The following is a 20,364-nucleotide window of genomic DNA, read 5'->3' as shown; positions in this document are numbered from 1 at the left end:
AGTCGGGAGGCCTTCCGACCCGCCGACCGGGCGCCGCAGACCGCTTCGGGCGTCACACGCCGTCAGGCGGTGAAACCTCCCGCAACACCGCGCCCGCCCGCGACGCGGACCTCCCATACTCGGGAGGGCCGGAGACGCCGGCCCCGACGCGGAGGAGCAGTATGACCGAGACGGCACTCGAGGCGCCCGCGATCGACGCGCGCCGCTTCCGCGACGCCCTGGGCCACTACGCCTCGGGCATCACGATCGTGACGGGACACGACGGGGCAGAGCCCATCGGGTTCACGTGCCAGTCGTTCTACAGCGTCTCGGTCGACCCGCCCCTCGTCTCCTTCAGCGTCATGAAGACGTCCACCACATGGCCCCGCATCCGCGAGACCGGCCGCTTCGCGGTCAACGTCCTCGAGAGCGAGCAGATCGGCGTCTCCAGCCAGTTCGCGCGCAAGGGCACGGACAAGTGGGCGGGCATCGACTGGAACGCCGCCGCATCGGGCGACCCCGTCATCGCGAGCACCCTCATGTGGGTCGACGCCGAGCTGTGGGCCGAGTACGACGCGGGAGACCACTGGATCGTCGTCGGCCGCGTCGTCGAGCTCAGCCCCGAGGACTGGCACGGCGAGGGCACGCCCCTCCTCTACTTCAAGGGCGAGTACCGCCACCTGCACCGCGAGGACGAGTCCTCGTACCGCATCTGATCAACCGTCCCACCGGCGCAGCAGCATCGCGATGGCCTGGCCGCCGCCGATGCACAGCGTCACGACCGCGTACTCGAGATCGCGGCGGTGCAGGTCGAGGGCGGCGCGCACGGTGAGGATGGCGCCCGTCGCGCCGACGGGGTGGCCGAGCGCGATCGCGCCGCCGTACGGGTTCACCCGCTCGGGGTCGAGGCCGGCGTCCCGGATGACGGCGACCGCCTGCGCGGCGAACGCCTCGTTCACCTCGAACACGTCGACGTCGTCCGCGGCGAGACCCGTGCGCTCCCAGAGCCGCGAGAGCGCGAGCACGGGGGCGTAGCCCATGAGCGCAGGGTCCATGCCGGCCGTCGTGACCGCCTCGACCGTCGCGAGTCCGCGCAGCCCCCTCTCCCGCGCGTCGGCCTCGCGCACCAGCACGGTCGCCGCCGCGCCGTCGTTGACGCCCGAGGAGTTTCCGGCCGTCACCGAGCCGCCCTCCTGGAAGGCGGGTCGCAGCCGCGCGAGCGCCTCCGCCGTCGTCTCCGGACGGGGATGCTCGTCGTACGCGACCTCGACGGGAGAGCGCCCGGCCGTGCGCACGGCGACAATCTCGTCCGCGAACGCGGCCTGCGCGCCATCCGACGCCGCGCGCCGCTGGCTCTCGAGGGCGAAGGCGTCTTGCTCGGCCCGTGAGACGCCGTAGCGCTCGGCGACGTTCTCGGCCGTCGTGCCCATGTGGCGGCCGCTGAACGGGTCGACGAGGTACGCGAGCGTGCCGTCCTGGAGCGCGCGATCGCCGAGCCGCGCATTGCCGCGCTCGCCGTACGCCAGATAGGGCGTCCGCGACATGCTCTCGTCGCCGCCGGCCACGACGACGTCGACGCCGCCCCAGAGCAGCTCCTGAGCGCCCGACCAGATCGCCTGGACGCCCGACCCGCACAGCCGGTTGACGGTGAGCGCCGGCACGCGGTCGGGCAGTCCCGCCGCGAGGGCGACGCGTCGCGCGTTGTAGGCGTCGGGGCCGTACTGGCCGACGCAGCCCATCACGACCTCGTCGATGTCGGCGCCGTCGATCCCTGCGCGCCGCAGCGCCTCGGTCACGGCCGCGGCGCCGAGCAGGTGCGCGTCGGTGCCGGCGAAGACGCCGCCGAACGATCCGACGGGCGTGCGCGCTCCTGCGACGATGACGACCTTCTCGTGCATGCGGCTGGTGCCGTTCACGCGCCCGTGTATCCCGGCACGTGGCGCTCGCCGGGCCCGACGTAGGCCGACAGGGGGCGGATGAGCGCGTTCGCCGCCTGCTGCTCGAGGATGTGCGCCGTCCATCCGGTCACGCGCGCGGCGACGAACAGCGGGGTGAACGTCGCGGTGTCGAACCCCATCAGGTCGTAGGCAGGCCCCGACGGGTAGTCGAGGTTCGGATGGATGCCCTTGCGGGCGACGAACTCGCGCTCGAGCGCGTCGCTCAGCGCGAGCACGTCGGGGCGCCCGACATGCTCGGCGAGCGCGGCGAGCGCGTGCTTCATTGTCGGCACCCGCGAGTCGCCGTTCTTGTAGACGCGGTGCCCGAAGCCCATGATCTTGCGCTTCTCGGCGAGGGCGCGGTCGAGCCACGGCCCGACCTCCTCGGGCGTGCCGATCTCGCGGAGCACGTGCATGACGGCCTCGTTCGCGCCCCCGTGTAGCGGGCCCTTGAGCGCGCCGATGGCCGCGGTGACAGCCGAGTACAGGTCGCTCAGCGTGGAGGCGACGACGCGGGCGGTGAACGTGGAGGCGTTGAACGAGTGCTCGGCGTAGAGGATCATCGAGCGCTCGAAGGCCGACACCACGACGGGGTCGGGCTCCTCGCCGAACGTCATCCACAGGAAGTTCGCCGCGTAGTCGAGGTCGTCGCGCGGCTCGACGGGGCCGAGCCCGCGCCGGCGCCGCTGGCCGTAGGCGACGAGCGCGGGGAGGGCGGCGAACAGCCGCACGCTGCGCGCGAGGTTGTCGTCGTGCGATCCGCTCGCGTCGAGGACCGTGCCCGTGCCCGCGAGGTCGTCGGCGCCGAGCGCGCTCACGGCCGTGCGCACCTCGTCCATCGGATGCGCGCCGAGCGACGTGAGGTCGATGATCGCCTTGACGTCGGGCGCGAGGGGGCGGTGCCCGCGCTCCTCGGCCCGCAGCGCGGCCAGTTCGTCGCCCGTCGGCAGCTCGCCGTGCCAGAGCAGATGCGCGACGGCCTCGAACGGCTGCGTCTCGGCGAGCTCCTGCACGGGGTAGCCGCGGTACAGCAGGCTGTTCGTCTCGGGGTTGACCTTCGAGATCGCCGTCTCGTCGACGACGACCCCCGCGAGGCCCCTCCTGATCTCGTCCGTCATGTCCGCTCCCTTGCGTCGTGTCGCGTGCGTCGTGCCGGTCAGCGCTCGACCGTGAAGTCGAACACCCCCGCGTCGAATCGGCTGTAGCCCTGGTAGTCGATGAGGTCGTAGAGGTCGGCGCGGTGCTGCATGGCGCCCAGCTGCGCGTCGAGGGCGCCGTCGGCGAGCAGCGTATCGAGCGCGCGCTCCGCGGCGCCCATGGCCATCCGCAGCAGCGAGACGGGCCAGATCGCCATCCGCACGCCGGCGGCGCGCAGCTCGTCGATCGTGAACAGCGCGCTCTTGCCGAACTCGGTCATGTTCGCGAGCACGGGCACGTCGAGCGCCGAGGCGACGGCCTCGAACTCGCCGAGGCCGCGCAGCGCCTCGGGGAAGATCGCGTCGGCGCCCGCGTCGACGAGCGCCTTCGCGCGGTCGATCGTCGCCTCCAGGCCCTCGACGGCACGGATGTCGGTGCGCGCCATGATCAGAAAGTTCGCATCGCGACGCGCATCGGCGGCGGCGCGGATGCGCTTGGTCGCGGTGGCGAGGTCGACGACCTCCTTTCCGTCGAGATGGCCGCAGCGCTTGGGGTTGACCTGGTCCTCGATGTGGGTTCCCGCGAGGCCGGCGTCTTCGAGGGTCTGGATGGTGCGCGCGACGTTCATGGGCTCGCCGAAGCCGGTGTCGGCGTCGACGATCGCCGGCAGCTCGGTCATGCGCGCGATCTGACCCGCGCGCTGCGCGACCTCGGTGAGCGTCGTGAGGCCGATGTCGGGCAGGCCGAGATCGGCCGACAGCACGGCGCCCGAGATGTACACCCCGTCGAAGCCCTTGCGCTCGATGAGCCGTGCGGAGAGCGGGTTGAACGCGCCGGGAAGCCGCAGCAGCTCGCCCGAGGCGAGCGCGTCGCGGAACAGGCGCCGTTTCTCGTGCGCGGGGGTCTGCGCGTACAGCATCAGAACAGCCCCCTCGGCGACGGCACGGAGTCGAGAACCCCGGCGCGGGCGACGAGGGAGAGGTCGGCGACCTCGGCCGGTGCGAGCTCGGGCAGACGTCGGGCGAGGTCGAGGAAGCGATCGACCTCGGCGGCGTCGAGCACGGGCTCCGCGAGCGTGCGGAACTTCCTCTCGTAGTCGGCGCGCGCGAACGGCCGGGCACCGAGGGGATGGGCATCGGCGACGGCGATCTCGTCGCCGATCGTCGAGCCGTCGGAGAGAGCGATCTCGACGCGGCCGCCGAACGCCTTCTCATCGGGGTCGTCGGAGTGGTACCGCCGCGTCCACTCGTCGTCGAGCGCCGTCGTGACCTTCTGCCACAGGGCGACGGTGTCGGCCCGCGCGGCGCGCTCGGGCGCATAGGAGTCGACGTGGTCCCATCCGCCGTCCTGCAGAGCGACGGTGAAGATGTACGGGATCGAGTGGTCGAGCGTCTCGCGCGATGCCGTCGGATCGTACTTCTGAGGGTCTCCCGACCCCGAGCCGATGACGACGTGCGTGTGATGCGAGGTGTGCAGCACGATCGAGCGGACGTTCTCGGGGTCGCGCAACTCGGGGCGCTCGGCGCCGAGTCGGCGGGCGAGGTCGATCCACGCCTGCGCCTGGTACTCGGCGGAGTGCTCCTTCGTGTACGAGTCGAGGATGGCGCGCTTGGGCTCCCCCGGCGCGGGCAGCGGCACGGAGTAGCGGCCCTCCGGCCCGTCGAGGAGCCACGCGATGACGCCGTCCTCGCCCTCGTAGATCGGCGACGGGCTCGTCTGCCCGCGCATGGCGCGGTCGACGGCCTCGACGGCCATCTTCCCCGCGAATGCGGGCGCATGCGCCTTCCACGTCGAGATCTCGCCCTTGCGCGACTGCCGCGTCGCGGTCGTGGTGTGGAGGGCCTGCCCGACGGCCTGGAAGATCGTCTCCGTCGCGAGGCCGAGCAGGGTGCCGATGCCCGCGGCGGCCGACGGGCCCAGGTGCGCGACATGGTCGATCTTGTGGCGGTGCAGCGAGATGGCCCGTACGAGGTCCATCTGGATCTCGTATCCGGTGGCGATGCCGCGCACGAGTGCCGCGCCATCCGCCCCGACGTGCTGCGCGACGGCGAGGATCGGCGGGATGTTGTCGCCCGGGTGCGAGTACTCCGCCGCGAGGAACGTGTCGTGGTAGTCGAGCTCGCGGACGGCGACGCCGTTCGCCCACGCCGCCCACTCCGGGCTCGTGCGGGCGTCGAGCGCGCAGCCCGTCACGGCCGCGCCGTGGCCGCCGCGTGAGACGGGATGGTCCATCGCCTGCGCACGCGCCGACACGACGGGCGCCCGCGTGAGCGACGCGGCGGCGACCGCGGCGTTGTCGATGACCCGGTTGATCACCATGTCGACGGTCTCGGCCGGGACGGCGACCGGGTCGGCGGCGACCTCCGCGATCCTCCAGGCGAGCTGCTCCTCGCGCGGCAGCGGCTCGTCGCTGCGGTACGTGCGGACGGGGTGGACGACGGTCATCGGCGGGCCTCCGGGGTCGTGAGGGGATGTCTCCAGCGTGCCACGCGCACGGGCAGCGCGGTCATCGCGGCGGCATCCGGATGGCGCCGTCGAGGCGGATGGTCTCCCCGTTGATCATGGGGTTGGCGACGATGTGGGCCGCGAGGGCCGCGTACTCTTCGGGCCGGCCGAGACGGGAAGGGTGGGGCACGGCCGCCGCGAGGCCGGCGCGCACGTCGTCGGGGAGGGCGGCGAGCATGGGCGTGTCGAACGTGCCGGGCGCGATCGTCGCCACGCGGATGAGCTTCGAGGCGAGGTCGCGCGCCGCGACGATCGTCATGCCCGCGACGCCCGCCTTCGACGCGGCGTAGGGGATCTGGCCGATCTGGCCCTCGAACGCCGCGACGGACGCCGTCAGCACGCACACGCCGCGCTCGCCGTCGAGAGGATCGTTCGAGGCCATCCGCGCCGCCGCGAGGCGGAGCACGTTGAAGGTGCCGACGAGGTTGACGCGCACGACCCGCTCGAACGCCTCGAGCGAGCCGGGGGAGCCGTCGCGCTCGACGACGCGGACGGGGGAGAGCACGCCCGCGCAGTGCACGAGCGCACGCAGCGGCCCGTGTGCGACGGCGGCGTCGAGCGCCGCGTCCACCTGCGCGTCGTCGACGACGTCGGCGGGGACGAAGGCGCCGCCGATCTCCGCCGCCGCCCGTTCGCCCGCGGAGGCCGGGAGATCGAGCACGACGACGTGCGCCCCCTCCGCAGCGAGCCGTCGGGCGGTCGCGAGGCCGAGGCCCGACGCGCCTCCCGTCACGACAGCGGATGCGCCCGCGAGCTCCATCGCCCCACCCCGTTCCCTCGTCGGCACCTCGTGAGCGCCTGGGTCGTCCGGGCGCCGCGTCGCGCCCGTGACCGACGCTACCCCGGTGGCCGGCGTCGGGGGAAGGGGCGGGCCCATGGCAGGATGGCCGGGGCCGCGTCAGAGGAGATGCGGCCGAGAGGGGAACCCCATGGACGACGTGCTGCTCGAGGTCGCCGACGGCGTCGCGACGATCACGATGAACCGCCCGGAGCGCCTCAACGTCCTCGACATCCCCGTCGCGACCGCGCTCGCCGACGCCGCGCTCCGCGCCGCCTCGTCGGGCGTCGAGGTCGTCGTCGTCACGGGGTCGGGGCGCGCCTTCACCGCGGGCGGCGACGTGCAGGCGATGGCGGGTGCGGCCGACAGGTCGGCCTACATGCTCGACCTCGTCGGTGCGGCGAACCGCGCCATGGAGGCGCTCGCCGCCATCCCCCAGCCCGTCGTGGCGCGGGTGAACGGCATCGCCGCGGGCGCCGGCATCGGCATCGTGCTCGCGAGCGACATCGCGGTCGCGGCCGACACGGCCACGTTCACGCCCGCGTACGGCGCGATCGGCCTCGTGCCCGACTGCGGGGCGACGGCGCTGCTGCCGCGCGCGATCGGCGAGCGCCGTGCGAGCGACCTGCTGCTGACCGGGCGGCGCATCGACGCCGCGACCGCCCTCGACTGGGGCCTCGTCGAGCGGATGGCCCCGGCCGACGGGCTCGACGAGGCCGTCCGCGACGTCGTGTCGTCCATCCGCAAGGCCGGGCCCACGGCGCCGGCGGCGACGAAGGGCCTGCTCTCGGCAGGCGGGTCGTACTCCGACGCGCTCGCCGCCGAACGCGAGGCCATCGCGCGCGAGGCGGCGACCCCGTTCTCGATCGCGCGCGTGGCGGCGTTCGCGCGGACGTAGCGGGCGGCGCCGATAGCACCGCGCGCGTGCGTGTCAATCGGATGGCCCGGTGCCGATTCGTGCGCCTACCGTGCGATCACCGACGGAAGGAGATGTCATGGCCGACGAACTGCCTCCGATCAACGAGTGGTGGCCGCACCTCTCGATCGACACGCGGAACGTGCTGCTGGAGTACCCCTCCGCGCCGCTCGTCGGAACGGTGCGCCAGGAGATCGCGAACGCGACGGGCGCGCTGATCGACGACGGCGCGACGCTGAGCGAGCGCGACGTGCAGTACATCCGCACCCAGACGGAGCCCGTCGACTGACGAGCTCGCGCATCGGGGCGCCCGGCGGCCGTGTGAGGACCGTCCGGCGCCCCTTCTGCGTCGTCGCCTCGTCAGCGTTCCGTCACGGCACCCGCGTCGACCTCCCACCGGCGGTCGACGCGGGTGTTCTGCAGCATGCGGCGGTCGTGCGTGACGAGGAGCAGGGTGCCGTCGTAGGCGTCCAGCGCCTGCTCGAGCTGCTCGATCGCCGCGAGGTCGAGATGGTTGGTCGGCTCGTCGAGCACGAGGACGTTGACGCCCTCGGCCTGCAGCACGGCCATCCCCGCCCGCGTGCGCTCGCCGGGCGAGAGGGCGCCGAGCGGCCGGTCGACGTGGTCGGCCTTGAGGCCGAACTTCGCGAGGAGCGTGCGCGCCTCGGCGCCGGCGAGCGACGGCACGGCCGCCTCGAAGCGCGAGAGCAGCGGACCGTCGCCCTGCAGCAGAGCCCTCGCCTGGTCGATCTCGCCGATCCGCACGCTCGCCCCGAGGCTCGCCGTGCCCTCATCCGGCGCGATGCGCCCGAGCAGACCCGCCAGCAGCGTCGTCTTGCCCGCGCCGTTGGGGCCCGTGATGCCGATGCGGTCGCCGCCGTCGACCTGCAGCGAGACCGGTCCGAGCGCGAAGGACCCTCGTCGGAAGACCGCGTTCGAGAGCGTCGCCACGACGCTTGACGAGCGAGGGGCGCTCCCGATCGAGAACTGCAGCTGCCATTCCTTCCGCGGCTCGTCCACCTCCTCCAGGCGCGCGATGCGGCTCTCCATCTGCCGCACCTTCTGGGCCTGCTTCTCCGACGACTCCTGAGAGGCGCGCCGGCGGATCTTGTCGCTGTCCGGTGCCTTGCGGAGCGCGTTGCGGACACCCTGGCTCGACCACTCGCGCTGCACGCGCGCCCGGGCGACGAGGTCGGCCTTCTTGTCGGCGAACTCGTCGTACGCCTCGCGGGCGTGACGTCGAGCGGTCGCGCGCTCCTCGAGGTACGCCTCGTATCCGCCGCCGTACATCCGGTGCGAGGCCTGCGGCAGATCGAGCTCGAGCACGCGCGTGACGCACCGGGAGAGGAACTCGCGGTCGTGGCTGATGAGCACGACGCCGCCGCGGAGCCCCTTCACGAACTGCTCCAGGCGCGCGAGCCCGTCGAGGTCGAGGTCGTTGGTCGGCTCGTCGAGCAGCACGATGTCGAACCGCGAGAGCAGGAGCGCCGCGAGGCCGACGCGTGCGGCCTGGCCGCCCGAGAGCGAGGTCATGAGCGCCGTCTGCGCGGTCTGGCCGTCGAAGGGGAGGCCCAGCTCGGCGAGCACGGCGGGGATGCGCTCCTCGAGGTCGGCGGCGCCGCTCGCGAGCCAGCGGTCGAGCGCCGCCGCATAGGCGTCGGCGTCGGCCGCCTCGGGGTCGGCGAGCGCGGTCGCCGCGGAGTCCATGTCGGCGGTCGCCTGCGCGCACCCGGTCCGTCTCGCGAGGTAGGCGGCGACGGTCTCGCCCGGCACGCGATCGTGCTCCTGCGGCAGCAGCCCTACGAAGGCGTCGGGGGGTGACAGCGACACCGTCCCCGCCTGGGGCGCGAGAGCGCCGCCGAGGATCCGCAGCAGCGTCGACTTGCCGGCTCCGTTGACTCCCACGATGCCGACGACGTCTCCGGGGGCGACCGTGAGGTCGACGCCGTCGAAGAGCGTGCGGTGGCCGTATCCGCCGGCGAGGCCGCCGGCGACGAGGGTGGCGGTCATCCCGCCATCGTCTCATTCCGATTCGACGGACGACTCCGCGTGCGGTGCGCCGACGGGCTTGGACTCCGCCGAACCGCGCCGGCGCAGGTCCCCGGCCACCCAGACGGTTGACCCGCGTCGGCCGCCGCGATAGCCGAGCCGCGATATAGCGGATCGCGTCGATCGTCAACCCGTGTCGCCGCGCCCGGCGCGATTCGTAGCATCGAGCCGGGAGAGGGGACGGCGCTTCGCCGGCCCCGGAGGGAGTCATCATGGCCACCGCGCTCACCGCGGAGATCGACGTCGCCGCACCCGTGAGGCGCGTATACGACCAGTGGACGCAGATCGAGACGTTCCCCGAGTATCTCGGCGCCGTGCAGTCGGTCCGCCAGATCGACGACGTGCGCTCGCGCTGGTCGGTCCGCATCGGCGGCCGCACGGAGGACTTCTATGCCGACGTCGTCGACCAGGTGCCGGACGACCACATCGTGTGGCAGAGCACGGACGGCGTCTTCCACGTCGGCCGCGTGGACTTCGCCGCAGTCGACGGGGGGACGCGCATCCGCCTGCGCATGGTGTGGGAGCCGGACGGCGTGTTCGAGACCTTCGGCGCCGCGCTCGGGGTCGACAGCCGGCAGGCGCAGCGCGACCTCGAGCGGTTCAAGGCCTTCATCGAGGAGCGCGACGAGGCGACGGGCGGATGGCGCGGAGAGATCCACGACGACCGCGGCGGTCCCGCAGACGCGCTCTGACGCCGGGATACCCGAATGGATCCTGGATAGGATCCCGGCATGGGCAGATTCATCTACGGTTCCGGCGGGGACTCGGTCGACATCGACGACCGCGCGCTCGCACATCTCCGCATCGTCGTGATGAACAAGCTGCGCCGCTCCGAGCCGTTCATGTTCGACGCCTCCCTCGGTGAGGGGACAGGGCGGCGGTCGTTCTGGCTCCACCCCTCGGTGCCCCTGCAGTTCCAGTTCTCGGGCGGGCGCTCCCCGCGGCTCAACCGCCTCTGGCTCGACGAGCTCATGAAGGCGGCGAGCGGCCCGTCGGGCCTCACGATCATGCCGGAGCCGATCGAGCCGGCGGACGACCAGCACGGGTCCGACGCCGTCTGAGCGACAGCGATTCCGACGATCGTCGGAATCAGGGGCGGGCTGCGATCCGGGGGTCCGGCACGGTGCTCGTCTCGATCCGTCGTCGTCCCTGCCATGGGAGCGCCTTCATCGCGCCACCTCGCCTCGTCGGTCGCACCAGTCGCGACGGCGGGCGGACGGCGGCGAAGGGGGTTGACAGCGCCGGGCGCCGTCAGGCCTCCTCGGGGGAGATGATGTGCTCCTCGACGAGCGTGATGCCGCCCAGCGCGCTCGCCGACTGCGCGAGCTCATCGAGCCACTCGCGATTGAGCTCCGGCGCGACGGGCTCGTCGAACTCGAAGCGGACCGGGATCGCGGGGTGCACCCAGATGGTGCTGCGGCCGGCCGGCTGGTCCTCGGGATGACGCCACGACACGGCGAAGCTCTCGTCGCGCCGGAGCTTGGAGATGATGACGACCTTCAGGTGCGCGAGCGCGCGGTCGTCGATGTGGATCGGCGACGCGGATGCGCCGTAATAGAGGGTGCCCATGGCGCCACCGTAGCGCGTCGCGTGCGGTCTCACAGCCGCCGCATAGTGCCCGGCGCTAGCGTGGTGCGCATGAGCCCGACTCCCGTCGACGACGACATGCTCGAGCAGGCTCGAGCCCTCCGCGACGAGATGCAGCGGTTCCTCAACGAGTACCGGTTCGGGATGCGCGAGATCGAGACGAAGCTCTCCATCCTCCGCGAGGACTTCGAGCACGCGCACGCGTACAACCCCATCGAGCACGTCTCGAGCCGGTTGAAGACGATGGACAGCATCGCGGAGAAGGCCGACCGCAAGGGGCTCGAGCCGTCCATCGCGGCCATCAGGGAGAGCATCCTCGACATCGCGGGGGTCCGCGTCACGTGCAGCTTCGTGACCGACGCCTACCGCCTGTTCGAGCTGCTGGTCCGGCAGGACGACATCACGGTCCGCGAGGTGAAGGACTACATCGCGAACCCCAAGGACAACGGGTACAAGAGCCTGCACGCCATCGTCGAGGTGCCGGTCTTCCTCTCGACGGGGCCGGTCCAGGTGCCCGTCGAGGTGCAGTTCCGGACGATCGCGATGGATTTCTGGGCCAGCCTCGAGCACAAGATCTATTACAAGTACGACAAGCAGGTGCCGGGACGTCTCACCGACAGCCTGCGCGACGCCGCGCTCACGGCCGCCGAGCTCGACGACCGCATGGAGCGCCTCCACCGCGAGCTGCACGGAGAACGGCCCGCCCCCGTCGCACCCCTCCAGCTGCTCGCGCGCGGCGACGGCGGGCCGACCGCGGCGTGACGCGGCGTCGGTAGGGTGGGGCGGATGGACGATCTGCCCGCCCTGCTCGCCGCGACCCGCGCGCGGCTCGACGGCGTCCCCGAGGAAGGACTCGGGTCGTTCGTCGAGCGGGGGCGCGTCGTGCGCGCGCTCGGCGCGCGCCCGCGCATCGTGCGGGTCGGCGCCGCACGGCATCTCGGCGTCCTGCTCGTCGGAGACGATCTGCTCGCCGCCACCGGGACCATCCTGCGTGCGGCCGAGGAGGTGCGCCGCGGCTATGCCGCCGAGTCGCAGCGGCAGCGCGCGGAGCTGCGGGCGATGGCGTTCCGCGGGGGGTTCGCCGAGGGCGAGACCTTCCATCTCGACTGGCGGCCCGTCGACGTCGATCGCGTGGCGGCGGGCGGGGCGGACGGTCCGCTGTCGTGGCGCGACGGACGCCTCCTCGTCCGGTGGTCGCCGGCAGGATTCCTCCGGCCGCTCGACGAGTACCTCGATGAGCAGGTGCGGCTCGCCGTCGGCCTTCCCGACTGAGGCGCCGCTGTCAAGCCCGTGAGCGCGGGCGACGCGGTCGTTAGCGTGACGGCATGACCGCGACGCGCTCGTCCGACATCCTCCGCCAGGTCGCCGTCCTCTCGGCGACGACCTTCATGATCATCGCCGCCATGGTGGGCACGGGGCTCCTCGGCGGCACGCCCGTGCAGGAGCTGCAGGGCGGCGCACTCGACGCCGACGCGAGCTTCCTCGCGCCCGCACGCCAGGCCTTCTCGATCTGGACGGCGATTTACGCGGGGCTCATCGCCTATGCCGTCTGGCAGGCGCTCCCCGGCCAGCGGGACAGCGAGAGGCAGCGGAGCCTCGGGTGGTGGATCGCCGCGACGGAGGTCCTGAACGGGCTGTGGCTGCTCGCTGCGCAGTTCACGACCCTCCCCGTCACGGTCGTCGTCATCGCCGTGCTCGCGGCTGTGCTCGGACTGACCTTCCGGCGCATCGTCCGCCGGCCCGGCCGCGGCGTCGTCTCTGCGACCCTCGTCGACGGGGTCACGGGTCTCCACCTCGGATGGGTGACGCTCGCGACCGTCGCCAACGTCGCCGCGTGGCTGACCCAGACGGCTCCTGACGACTGGGCGGCGTTCGCCTCGGTCGTCGGCGTCGTCGTGCTCGCGGTGGTCGCCGTCGTCGGCATCGCGATCGGATGGCAGGGGCGGGGGCGCGTCGCGCCGGCCGCGGCCCTCGCATGGGGGCTCGCGTGGCTCGCCGTGGGGCGCCTCGCGGGGGAGCCGGCCGACACCGCCATCGGGGTCGCCGCGATCGTCGTGGCGGTCGTCATCGCCGCCGCGGCTCTCGTGCGGCGGGCGGCGCGGGAGACGGCGCGTGCCTCGGCATGAGGACGCCGACGCCGGATCGCGGTCAGCGCGAGGAGTTCGCCGTGCGGCCTCGGATGATGCCGACGAGCGCCTGCACATCGTCGCCGTCGCGGTCGCGGAGCCACGCGAACGCCACGGGCGAGAGCGGCCCGCCTGCGAGCGGCCGGTAGGTCACATCGCGTCGATGATGCAGCCGGGCGAGCGACATCGGCACGACGACGACGCCGACGCCCGTCGCCGCGGTCGCGATGGCGTCGGCCGTCGTCTCGAGCGGTTCGAAGGAGGGCGCGACCGTGCCGGGGAGGTCGAGGGAGCCGAGGACGTCGTCTCGAGGGACGAGGAGGACGCTCCCGGCGAGGTCGTCGGCCGTGAGCTCATCGACGACGGTGAGCTCGGAATCCGCCGAGACGACGACCACGGGCACCTCGTCGTAGAGCGGGATGACGTGGAGGCCGGCCTCGTCGATCGGGCGGCGGACGATGGCGGCGTCGACCCTGCGCTCGTCGAGCGCGCGGCGCGCATCGTCCGCGTCGAGCGGGACGAGCTCGAGGGCGATGTGGGGCATCCGCTCGTTCCACCGGTCGATCCACCGCCCCGGGGTCGCACCGGGCACGGCGCCCAGACGGAGGACGCCCGGAGCGAGGGGGGCCGGAGCGGGGTCCGTCGAGACGGAGCGGAGCGGACTCGTGGCGCGCTTCGGCGTGCGCCCGGACGGCTTCGGCGCGCGTCCGCGCGCGCGACCTCCGGAACCCCTGCCCTGCGCCATCCCGCCAGCCTACGCGGCGACCGCACGGGCGGCCATCCGCGGCCCCGCGCCGCATCGGACCACCGCAATCGAGGCGCCAGACGGCCGGGACGGCTGCGGGCGACGGGCGATGTCCATTCACGGGAATATCCCGCGGGGGCCGCTCGTTGTCGCAGGTGTCCGGCCTCACCCGGGGCCGCAGAAGGGCATCGTGGGTAAGAACTACGTCGACATCGAGAACGACCAGGGCGAGCTGCTGCGCTACCGCAAGCACGTGAACGGTCGGGGGCTCATCGCCACAGGAGCGAAGGTCCACCCCGACGCGCGTGTCGAGGCGGGGGCGTATGTCGAACCGGGTGCGCGCATCTCCGCGGGAGCGCGCATCGCGAGCGGAGCCTGGATCGACGCCAATGCGCTGATCGGCCCGAAGGCCATGATCGACGCCGGAGCGCACATCGGGCCGGGTGCCATGATCGGGGCGAACGCCCACATCGGCGTGCGGACGTCGGTGGGAGAGGGAGCGCGCGTCGCCGCCGGATCGCTCATCGGCGACGACATCACCATCCGTCAGGGCGAGGCGGTCGCGACCGACCGCAAGGGGTTCCTGCTCGCCGCCTGACGACCCGGACACGCACGACGACCCCGGCCGAAGGCCGGGGTCGTCGTGCGTGTCGCATGCGCTGCGACGTGCTCAGCAGGCGCAGGCGGGCGCGCCGACGGGGCCGACGAGCGGATCGACGGCGCGGACGACCGGTCCGCCGGCGTCCTCGACGGGGTAGCCCTCGCGCGCCCAGTACTCGAAGCCGCCGATGAGCAGCCGCACCTCGTAGCCGAGCAGGGCGAAGGCGAGGGCCGCCTTGTCGCCGCCGTTGCAGCCGGGGCTCCAGCAGTACACCACCACGGGGGTGCCGGCGGGGATCTCGGCTGCGGCGCGCGCCTCGATCTCGCGCGTGGGGAGATGAACGGCCCCGACGGCATGCCCCTGGTCCCACGCCTCGCGCGAGCGCGTGTCGACGAGGACGAAGGAAGCGCCGGCCAGCTGGTCTGCGCGGACGTCGGACGCGTCGGTCTCGAACGACAGCTTGGCGCGGAAGTGGTCGGCTGCGGCGGAGTTCGTCATGAGACCGAAGCTAGCGGTCGCCCCCATCGCGCGCCGGCGCTCCGGCCCGACGTGGCAGGATCACTCCGCGGGCTGGCAGACGGGGCACCAGTAGACGAGCCGCTCGCGCGTCGGGTCGGGCCCCATCGCGCTCTTGCGGACGGGGGACCCGCATCGCAGGCAGGGCCGGCGCTCGCGGCCGTAGACCCACATCCGACGCCCCGGCCGCGCGTCGCCCGTGAACGAGCGCTGCGGCTGGTCGACGTTGCGACGGATCGTGCGCGCGCCGAGAGCGACGAGCGCCGCGGTGTCGACGTCGGCCATGGGCCGCGTGGGCGCGATGCCGCGCAGGAACAGCAGCTCGTTGACGTACTCGGTGCCGAACCCGGCGACGTTGCGCTGATCGAGGAGGGCGACGTGAGCCGCGCGGGTGTCGCGAGAGAGACGACGCGCCGCCTCGTCCGGGTCCCAGTCGGGCCCGAGCGGATCGGGTCCGAGGTGGCCGACCGTGCCGTCTTCGTCGCGCGTGCGGAGCAGCTCGACGATCCCGAGCTCGAAGCCGACCGTGTCGGCGCCATCGGCGCAGACGATCGCGCGGGCCTGGTAGGCGGGACGCCGCCATCGCCCGCCGGGCGCGTAGACGTGCCACTCGCCCTCCATACGCAGGTGCGTGTGGAGGGTGTGCTCCCCGATGCGCTGCAGCAGGTGCTTGCCGCGCGCGACCACCTCGTGCACGGTCTCGCCGCGGAGGTCGGCCGTGGCCGCCTGCGGGACACGCAGGTCGAACCGTGTGACGGTGCGGCCGGCGAGCGCGGCGTGGAGGCGTCGCGCCGCGCGGTGGACGCTGTCGCCCTCGGGCATCAGCCGCGCTCCCGTCTCAAGGTGAGGCCCTTCGTCGACTCGACGAACCCGGCGGTGCGCAGCGCCCGGCCGAGCGCCGTGCCGAAGACGAACGCGCCGTTCACCTGCTCGACGGTGAGGGTCTCGAGCCGCCGTGCCCGCGCGGTCGCGACGAGGTCGCGCGCCGCGGCGTCGAGAACGTCCTCATCGTCGGAGAGCTGCAGCACGGTGCGCCCGCCGCGTTCGAGGTAGAGCACGAGGGCGCCGTCCACGAGCACGACGAGCCCTCCCGCCTTGCGACCGGGACGGTGCTTGACGCCCTCGATCGCGGGCCACGGCAGTGCGGCGCCGTAGGCGTTGGCGGGATCGGTCGCGGCGAGTGTGACGGCGTGCAGCGGCGCGGGCTCCGGCACGGCGGCGAACCGGCGCAGCCGGTCGATCGTCGACGACGCGGCGAACTGGGCCGCCCCGAGCCGCTCGATGAGGTAGCCGCGGCGGCAGTGCCCGGCCTGCTCGAAGCCGGCGAGGATGCGGTACACCTGGGCGAACCCTCCCGGCACCTGCTCGCTCTGCACCGACCCGCGCGTCACGACACCGTAGCGGTCGAGCAGCAGCGAGGCGCTCGCGGTCGCGCGCACGGCGGCGTCGGGCTCGGCGGCGGGGAGCAGCGACCAGCGCCCGCCGAGGGCGGGGGGCCGTGGCGGCGCGGCCGTCGCCCCGGCACCGGACGGGCGGAACGTGGCGCCGCGGTAGAGGCGTGCACGGGGTGTGCGCCGTGCCGTCTTGTGGCTCTGCGAGCCGCCGCCCAGCAGCGTGCGGAGGGGCGCGAAGGTGTCGTTCGTCACGCGGCCCGCCCACACGAGCGTCCACAGCGCCTCGACGACGGACTGCTCGTTCTCGGCACCCGTCATGGCGCGCAGCTGGCCGGCGAAGTAGGCGCCGCCTCCGTCGAGCGCCGCGACGAGCTGCGCCTCGAGCGAGCCGTCGGCGATGTCGCCCGTGCCGTCGGCGATCGTGAACGGCACGGCGTCGGCCGGGTGCAGCGCGACCCAGCCGTCTCTGCCCGGCAGCGCGCCGTGGCCCGACCACACCACCTCGCCCGTCGCCGTGAGCTCGTCGAGCATCGCGGGGGAGTAGTCGCGGACGCGCGAGGGGAGGACGAGCGACTCCCAGGCGCTCGCGGGGATGGGCACCCCCGCGAGCTGCTCGACGGCCGCGACCACGCCGTCGACTCCCTCGAGGGGGCGGCGGAGATGCTGCCAGTCGGGGAGGAAGCGCGCGAACGCGTCGGGTGCGACGGGCTCCACGCTGCCGCGGAGGGCCGCGAGCGAGCGCATCCGGATGCGGCGCAGCGCCTCGGCGTCGCACCACTCGATCTCGTCGGAGAGGGCGCCCTCGCGCTCGGGCAGGAAGAACCCGCTCGCGAGCCGACCCTGCGCCTCGAGCCGCTGCAGCGTGTGCCGGGCGACGGCGGCGCCGATGCCGAGCCTGGTCGCGACGGCGTCGGTCGTGAACGGGCCGTGCGCGCGGGCGTAGCGCGACACGAGGTCGCCGAGCGGGTCGGCGAGCGGCTCGAGGAACGCCACCGGGATGCCCACGGGCAGCGCCGTGCCGAGCGCATCCCGCAGGCGCCCGGCGTCCTCCACGGCGGCGATGCGCTCCTCGCCGCCCACCTGCACGCGGATGGCGCGGCGCGCCTCGACGAGCGCGGCGACATGGGTCTCCGCGTCGCCGTCTTCGAGCCGCTCCTGCACCTCGGCCGTGCGGAGCGGCCCGATCACCCGGATGAGGTCGGCGACGCCCTCGAGACCGCGTGCCCGGCGGTCGGGAGCGAGCCGCTGGACCTCGGTCTCGTACTGGGCGAGCACGTCGGGGTCGAGGAGCTCGCGCATCTCCACACGCCCCAGCAGCTCGCTGAGGAGCGCGGGATCGACGGAGAGTGCGGCCGCGCGCCGCTCCGCGAGAGGCGAGTCGCCCTCGTACATGAAGGCGCCGACGTAGCCGAACAGGAGGTCGCGCGCGAAGGGCGACGGCTGCGACGGCTCGGTCTCGACGAGACGGATGCGCCGCTCGGCGATGGCGCGCGTGACGCGCAAGAGGGCGGGGACGTCGTAGACGTCCTGCAGCACCTCGCGGAGGGTCTCGAGGATGACGGGGAAGGCGGGGTGCCGCTTCGCCACCTCGAGGAGGGCGGCCGAGCGCTGCCGCTGCTGCCACAGGGGCATGCGCTTGCCGGGGTTGAGACGGGGCATGAGCAGAGCCCGCGCCGCGCACTCGCGGAAGCGCGAGGCGAACAGTGCCGATCCGCCGACCTCGTCCGTGACGATCTGCTCGAGCTCGTCGGCGTCGAAGACGAAGAGCTCGGCGCCGGGCGGCTCGGCCTCCGTGTCGGGGATGCGCGCGATGATCCCGTCGTCGCTCGCCACGGCCGATCCCTCCACGCCGAGCCGTTCGCGGATGCGGGCGTTCACGGCGAGCGCCCACGGGGAGTGCACGTGCATGCCGTAGGGGGAGTGCAGGATGATGCGCCAGTCGCCGACCTCGTCCCGCCCGCGCTCGACCGTGAGCGATCGGTCGGTGGGAAGGGTGCCCGTCGCCTCCCGTTGCTCGGCGAGGTAGGCGAGGAGGTTGGCCCTCGCCTTGTCGTCGAGGCCTGCGTCGATGAGCCGCCGCTGCGCCTTCGCGGGATCGGCTGCCGTGATCTCGCGCGAGAACCGCCCGAGCGCCTCGCCGAGTTCGGCGGGGCGCCCGAGGCCGTCGCCGTGCCAGAACGGGACCTTGCCCGGCTGGCCGAACGCGGGGAGGACGTTCACGCGATCGTGGGTGATCTCGACGATGCGCCAGCTCGTCGTGCCGAGGGTGAAGACGTCGTTGACGCGCGACTCGTAGACCATCTCCTCGTCGAGCTCCCCGACGCGCGCGTTGCGGGTCTCGCCGGCGATGAACACCCCGAAGAGACCCCGGTCTGGGATCGTCCCGCCGCTCGTGACGGCGAGCCGCTGCGCGCCGGGGCGCCCGGCGATCGTGCCGGCGTCCCTGTCCCACACGACGCGCGGGCGGAGCTCGGCGAACTCGTCGGACGGGTAGCGCCCGGCGAGCAGATCGAGCGTGGCCTCGAAGGCGCTGCGGGGGAGCGCGCGGAACGGGGCGCTGCGCCGCACGATCTCGTACCAGCGCTCCACCTCGATCTCCCCGAGCGCCGCGGCGGCGACGGTCTGCTGGGCGAGGATGTCGAGCGGGTTCTGCGGGACGGCGATGGCCTCGATCTGCCCGTGCAGCATCCGCTCGGTGACCACGGCCGTGTGCAGCACGTCGCCGCGGTGCTTCGGGAACAGCGCCGCGCGGCTGATCTCGCCGACCTGGTGGCCCGCGCGGCCCACCCGCTGGAGGCCGCTCGCGGCGCTCGGCGGTGCCTCGACCTGCACGACGAGGTCGACGGCGCCCATGTCGATGCCCAGCTCGAGGCTGCTCGTCGCGACGACGCAGCGCAGCGCGCCCGACTTCAGTTCCTCTTCGACGACGGCGCGCTGCTCCTTCGACACCGAGCCGTGGTGCGCCTTGGCGAGCACGGGGTCGGCGCCCGCCGTCTGCCCCGCCTGCGCCATCATGGCGGCCGGCACGGCCGCGTCGGGCAGATCGAGGCCGAGCCGTTCGGCGTAGATCTCGTTGAGCCGGCCCGTGAGCCGCTCGGCGAGTCGGCGGGAGTTGGCGAAGACGATGGTCGACCGGTGGGCGAGCACACGGTCGACGATCGCCTCCTCGACGTGGGGCCAGACCGACCCCGTGATCTCCGTCGTCTCCGCCGCGAACCACTCGCCGTCTTCGTCCCCGTCGTCGGCAGCGCCCGGCGGAGGACTCGCGCCCGCGGCCGGAGGCGGGTTCTGCATGTCGTCGATGGGCACCGTGACGGTGAGCTCGAACGTCTTCGACGCCGGCGGGGCGACGATCTCGACGGGCGCGGCTCCGCCCAGGAACCGCGCGACCTCGTCGATCGGGCGGACGGTCGCCGAGAGGCCGATGCGCTGCGCCGGGGTCTCGAGCAGCTCGTCGAGGCGCTCGAGGCTGACGGCGAGGTGGGCGCCGCGCTTCGTCGCGGCCACCGCGTGCACCTCGTCGACGATCACGGTGTGCACGTGGCGGAGGGTGTCGCGCGCTTGGCTCGTGAGCATGAGGTACAGCGACTCGGGGGTCGTGATGAGGATGTCGGGCGGATGCCGCACGAGACGCTGGCGGTCGGCCGATGGGGTGTCGCCGGAACGGACGCCGACGCTCACCTCGGGGGAGGCCACGCCCAGACGGCGGGCAGCCTGGGAGATGCCCACGAGCGGCGAGCGGAGATTGCGCTCGACGTCGACGCCGAGCGCCTTCAGCGGCGACACGTAGAGGATGCGCGTGCGCTCGGCGGGGTCGTCGACCTTCGCGCGGAAGACGCGATCGATGGCCCAGAGGAACGACGACAGGGTCTTGCCCGAGCCCGTCGGGGCGACGACGAGCGCATGCCGGCCCTTCGACACCGCCTCCCAGGCGCCCGCCTGCGCCGCCGTGGGCTCGTGGAAGGCACCGCGGAACCACTCCCGTGTCGCCTCGGCGAACCGCTCCAGAACATCCACCCGTCCATCCTGCCCCCGGCCGCCGACATCGGGCGGGGGCTTGCGCCGACGGCAGGCGGCAGTGCTCAGGGCGGCGG

At 73.4% G+C, this 20,364-nt stretch carries 20 protein-coding genes; 9 read left to right on the top strand and 11 right to left on the bottom strand.

The window, feature by feature from the left end; genetic code table 11:
- The first annotated feature begins 161 nt into the window (after positions 1 to 161).
- Entirely contained in the window at positions 162 to 695 is a 534-nt protein-coding gene (locus ACWGPF_RS13960) for a flavin reductase family protein (protein WP_345438901.1), read from the top strand.
- Here ACWGPF_RS13960 and ACWGPF_RS13955 read toward each other — a convergent pair whose 3' ends face one another.
- The 5 genes from ACWGPF_RS13955 to ACWGPF_RS13935 form a co-directional block, all read right to left on the bottom strand.
- On the bottom strand, positions 696 to 1,877 hold the full coding sequence (locus tag ACWGPF_RS13955) for a thiolase family protein (RefSeq protein WP_452333376.1): 1,182 nt from the start codon (positions 1,875 to 1,877) through the stop codon (positions 696 to 698).
- Between the two features lie 14 nt (positions 1,878 to 1,891).
- A complete protein-coding gene (locus ACWGPF_RS13950; protein ID WP_452333365.1) occupies positions 1,892 to 3,034 on the bottom strand; it encodes a bifunctional 2-methylcitrate synthase/citrate synthase in 1,143 nt (380 codons plus the stop codon).
- A 38-nt stretch (positions 3,035 to 3,072) separates the two neighbouring features.
- Positions 3,073 to 3,972 (bottom strand): methylisocitrate lyase, encoded by a 900-nt coding sequence (prpB, locus tag ACWGPF_RS13945; RefSeq protein WP_452333364.1) that lies wholly within the window; start codon positions 3,970 to 3,972, stop codon positions 3,073 to 3,075.
- Positions 3,972 to 5,498, bottom strand: a complete 1,527-nt coding sequence (locus tag ACWGPF_RS13940) for an MmgE/PrpD family protein (protein WP_452333363.1) — start codon at positions 5,496 to 5,498, stop codon at positions 3,972 to 3,974. The genes prpB and ACWGPF_RS13940 overlap by 1 nt, the downstream gene beginning before the upstream one ends.
- Positions 5,499 to 5,559: 61 nt before the next feature.
- On the bottom strand, positions 5,560 to 6,318 hold the full coding sequence (locus ACWGPF_RS13935; protein ID WP_452333362.1) for an SDR family NAD(P)-dependent oxidoreductase: 759 nt from the start codon (positions 6,316 to 6,318) through the stop codon (positions 5,560 to 5,562).
- Between the two features lie 169 nt (positions 6,319 to 6,487).
- On the opposite strand from ACWGPF_RS13935, the gene ACWGPF_RS13930 reads away from it, so the two are divergent.
- Both ACWGPF_RS13930 and ACWGPF_RS13925 read left to right on the top strand, forming a co-directional pair.
- The gene (locus ACWGPF_RS13930) at positions 6,488 to 7,234 is read left to right on the top strand and encodes an enoyl-CoA hydratase/isomerase family protein (RefSeq protein ID WP_452333361.1); all 747 of its coding nucleotides are present in this window, start codon (positions 6,488 to 6,490) and stop codon (positions 7,232 to 7,234) included.
- A gap of 97 nt (positions 7,235 to 7,331) precedes the next feature.
- Positions 7,332 to 7,541 carry a hypothetical protein gene (locus ACWGPF_RS13925; protein ID WP_345438913.1) on the top strand — a complete coding sequence of 70 codons (210 nt, stop codon included), beginning with the start codon at positions 7,332 to 7,334 and terminating at the stop codon, positions 7,539 to 7,541.
- 71 nt (positions 7,542 to 7,612) lie between these two features.
- On the opposite strand, the gene ACWGPF_RS13920 is transcribed toward ACWGPF_RS13925, so the two are convergent.
- On the bottom strand, positions 7,613 to 9,262 hold the full coding sequence (locus ACWGPF_RS13920; protein ID WP_452333360.1) for an ABC-F family ATP-binding cassette domain-containing protein: 1,650 nt from the start codon (positions 9,260 to 9,262) through the stop codon (positions 7,613 to 7,615).
- Between the two features lie 251 nt (positions 9,263 to 9,513).
- On the opposite strand from ACWGPF_RS13920, the gene ACWGPF_RS13915 reads away from it, so the two are divergent.
- Positions 9,514 to 9,993, top strand: coding sequence for an SRPBCC family protein (locus ACWGPF_RS13915; RefSeq protein WP_452333359.1), 480 nt, complete (start codon positions 9,514 to 9,516; stop codon positions 9,991 to 9,993).
- A gap of 39 nt (positions 9,994 to 10,032) precedes the next feature.
- The gene (locus ACWGPF_RS13910; protein ID WP_452333358.1) at positions 10,033 to 10,362 is read left to right on the top strand and encodes a DUF7882 family protein; all 330 of its coding nucleotides are present in this window, start codon (positions 10,033 to 10,035) and stop codon (positions 10,360 to 10,362) included.
- A gap of 190 nt (positions 10,363 to 10,552) precedes the next feature.
- On the opposite strand, the gene ACWGPF_RS13905 is transcribed toward ACWGPF_RS13910, so the two are convergent.
- Positions 10,553 to 10,870: a DUF7882 family protein gene (locus ACWGPF_RS13905; protein ID WP_452333357.1), complete on the bottom strand. Its 318-nt coding sequence runs from the start codon at positions 10,868 to 10,870 to the stop codon at positions 10,553 to 10,555.
- A 69-nt stretch (positions 10,871 to 10,939) separates the two neighbouring features.
- Here ACWGPF_RS13905 and ACWGPF_RS13900 point away from each other — a divergent pair, with 69 nt between their 5' ends.
- Genes ACWGPF_RS13900 through ACWGPF_RS13890 form a run of 3 tightly spaced genes read left to right on the top strand, consistent with a single transcriptional unit; the run spans position 10,940 to position 13,014 of the window.
- A complete protein-coding gene (locus tag ACWGPF_RS13900) occupies positions 10,940 to 11,650 on the top strand; it encodes a GTP pyrophosphokinase (protein WP_345438929.1) in 711 nt (236 codons plus the stop codon).
- Positions 11,651 to 11,674: 24 nt separating this feature from the next.
- Positions 11,675 to 12,160, top strand: coding sequence for a glutaminase (locus ACWGPF_RS13895; RefSeq protein WP_345438931.1), 486 nt, complete (start codon positions 11,675 to 11,677; stop codon positions 12,158 to 12,160).
- Between the two features lie 53 nt (positions 12,161 to 12,213).
- Positions 12,214 to 13,014 (top strand): tryptophan-rich sensory protein, encoded by an 801-nt coding sequence (locus tag ACWGPF_RS13890; RefSeq protein WP_452333356.1) that lies wholly within the window; start codon positions 12,214 to 12,216, stop codon positions 13,012 to 13,014.
- A gap of 22 nt (positions 13,015 to 13,036) precedes the next feature.
- Here ACWGPF_RS13890 and ACWGPF_RS13885 read toward each other — a convergent pair whose 3' ends face one another.
- Positions 13,037 to 13,759 carry a substrate-binding domain-containing protein gene (locus ACWGPF_RS13885; RefSeq protein ID WP_452333355.1) on the bottom strand — a complete coding sequence of 241 codons (723 nt, stop codon included), beginning with the start codon at positions 13,757 to 13,759 and terminating at the stop codon, positions 13,037 to 13,039.
- A gap of 190 nt (positions 13,760 to 13,949) precedes the next feature.
- On the opposite strand from ACWGPF_RS13885, the gene ACWGPF_RS13880 reads away from it, so the two are divergent.
- Complete coding sequence (locus tag ACWGPF_RS13880; RefSeq protein ID WP_345438937.1) at positions 13,950 to 14,357, top strand: DapH/DapD/GlmU-related protein; 408 nt, start codon at positions 13,950 to 13,952, stop codon at positions 14,355 to 14,357.
- A gap of 72 nt (positions 14,358 to 14,429) precedes the next feature.
- Here the strand turns inward: ACWGPF_RS13880 and ACWGPF_RS13875 are convergent, their stop codons facing one another.
- Genes ACWGPF_RS13875 through ACWGPF_RS13865 form a run of 3 tightly spaced genes read right to left on the bottom strand, consistent with a single transcriptional unit; the run spans position 14,430 to position 20,287 of the window.
- A complete protein-coding gene (locus ACWGPF_RS13875; RefSeq protein ID WP_452333354.1) occupies positions 14,430 to 14,858 on the bottom strand; it encodes a rhodanese-like domain-containing protein in 429 nt (142 codons plus the stop codon).
- A 60-nt stretch (positions 14,859 to 14,918) separates the two neighbouring features.
- Positions 14,919 to 15,698 (bottom strand): DNA-formamidopyrimidine glycosylase family protein, encoded by a 780-nt coding sequence (locus ACWGPF_RS13870; protein ID WP_452333353.1) that lies wholly within the window; start codon positions 15,696 to 15,698, stop codon positions 14,919 to 14,921.
- On the bottom strand, positions 15,698 to 20,287 hold the full coding sequence (locus ACWGPF_RS13865) for an ATP-dependent helicase (protein WP_452333352.1): 4,590 nt from the start codon (positions 20,285 to 20,287) through the stop codon (positions 15,698 to 15,700). Before ACWGPF_RS13865 ends, ACWGPF_RS13870 begins: the two co-directional genes overlap by 1 nt.
- Between the last annotated feature and the right edge of the window lie 77 nt (positions 20,288 to 20,364).

Source organism: Microbacterium sp. NPDC055683 (assembly GCF_053617895.1).
The sequence above is the reverse complement of the archived record's forward strand: the minus strand, read 5'-3'. Positions and strand labels throughout refer to the sequence as shown.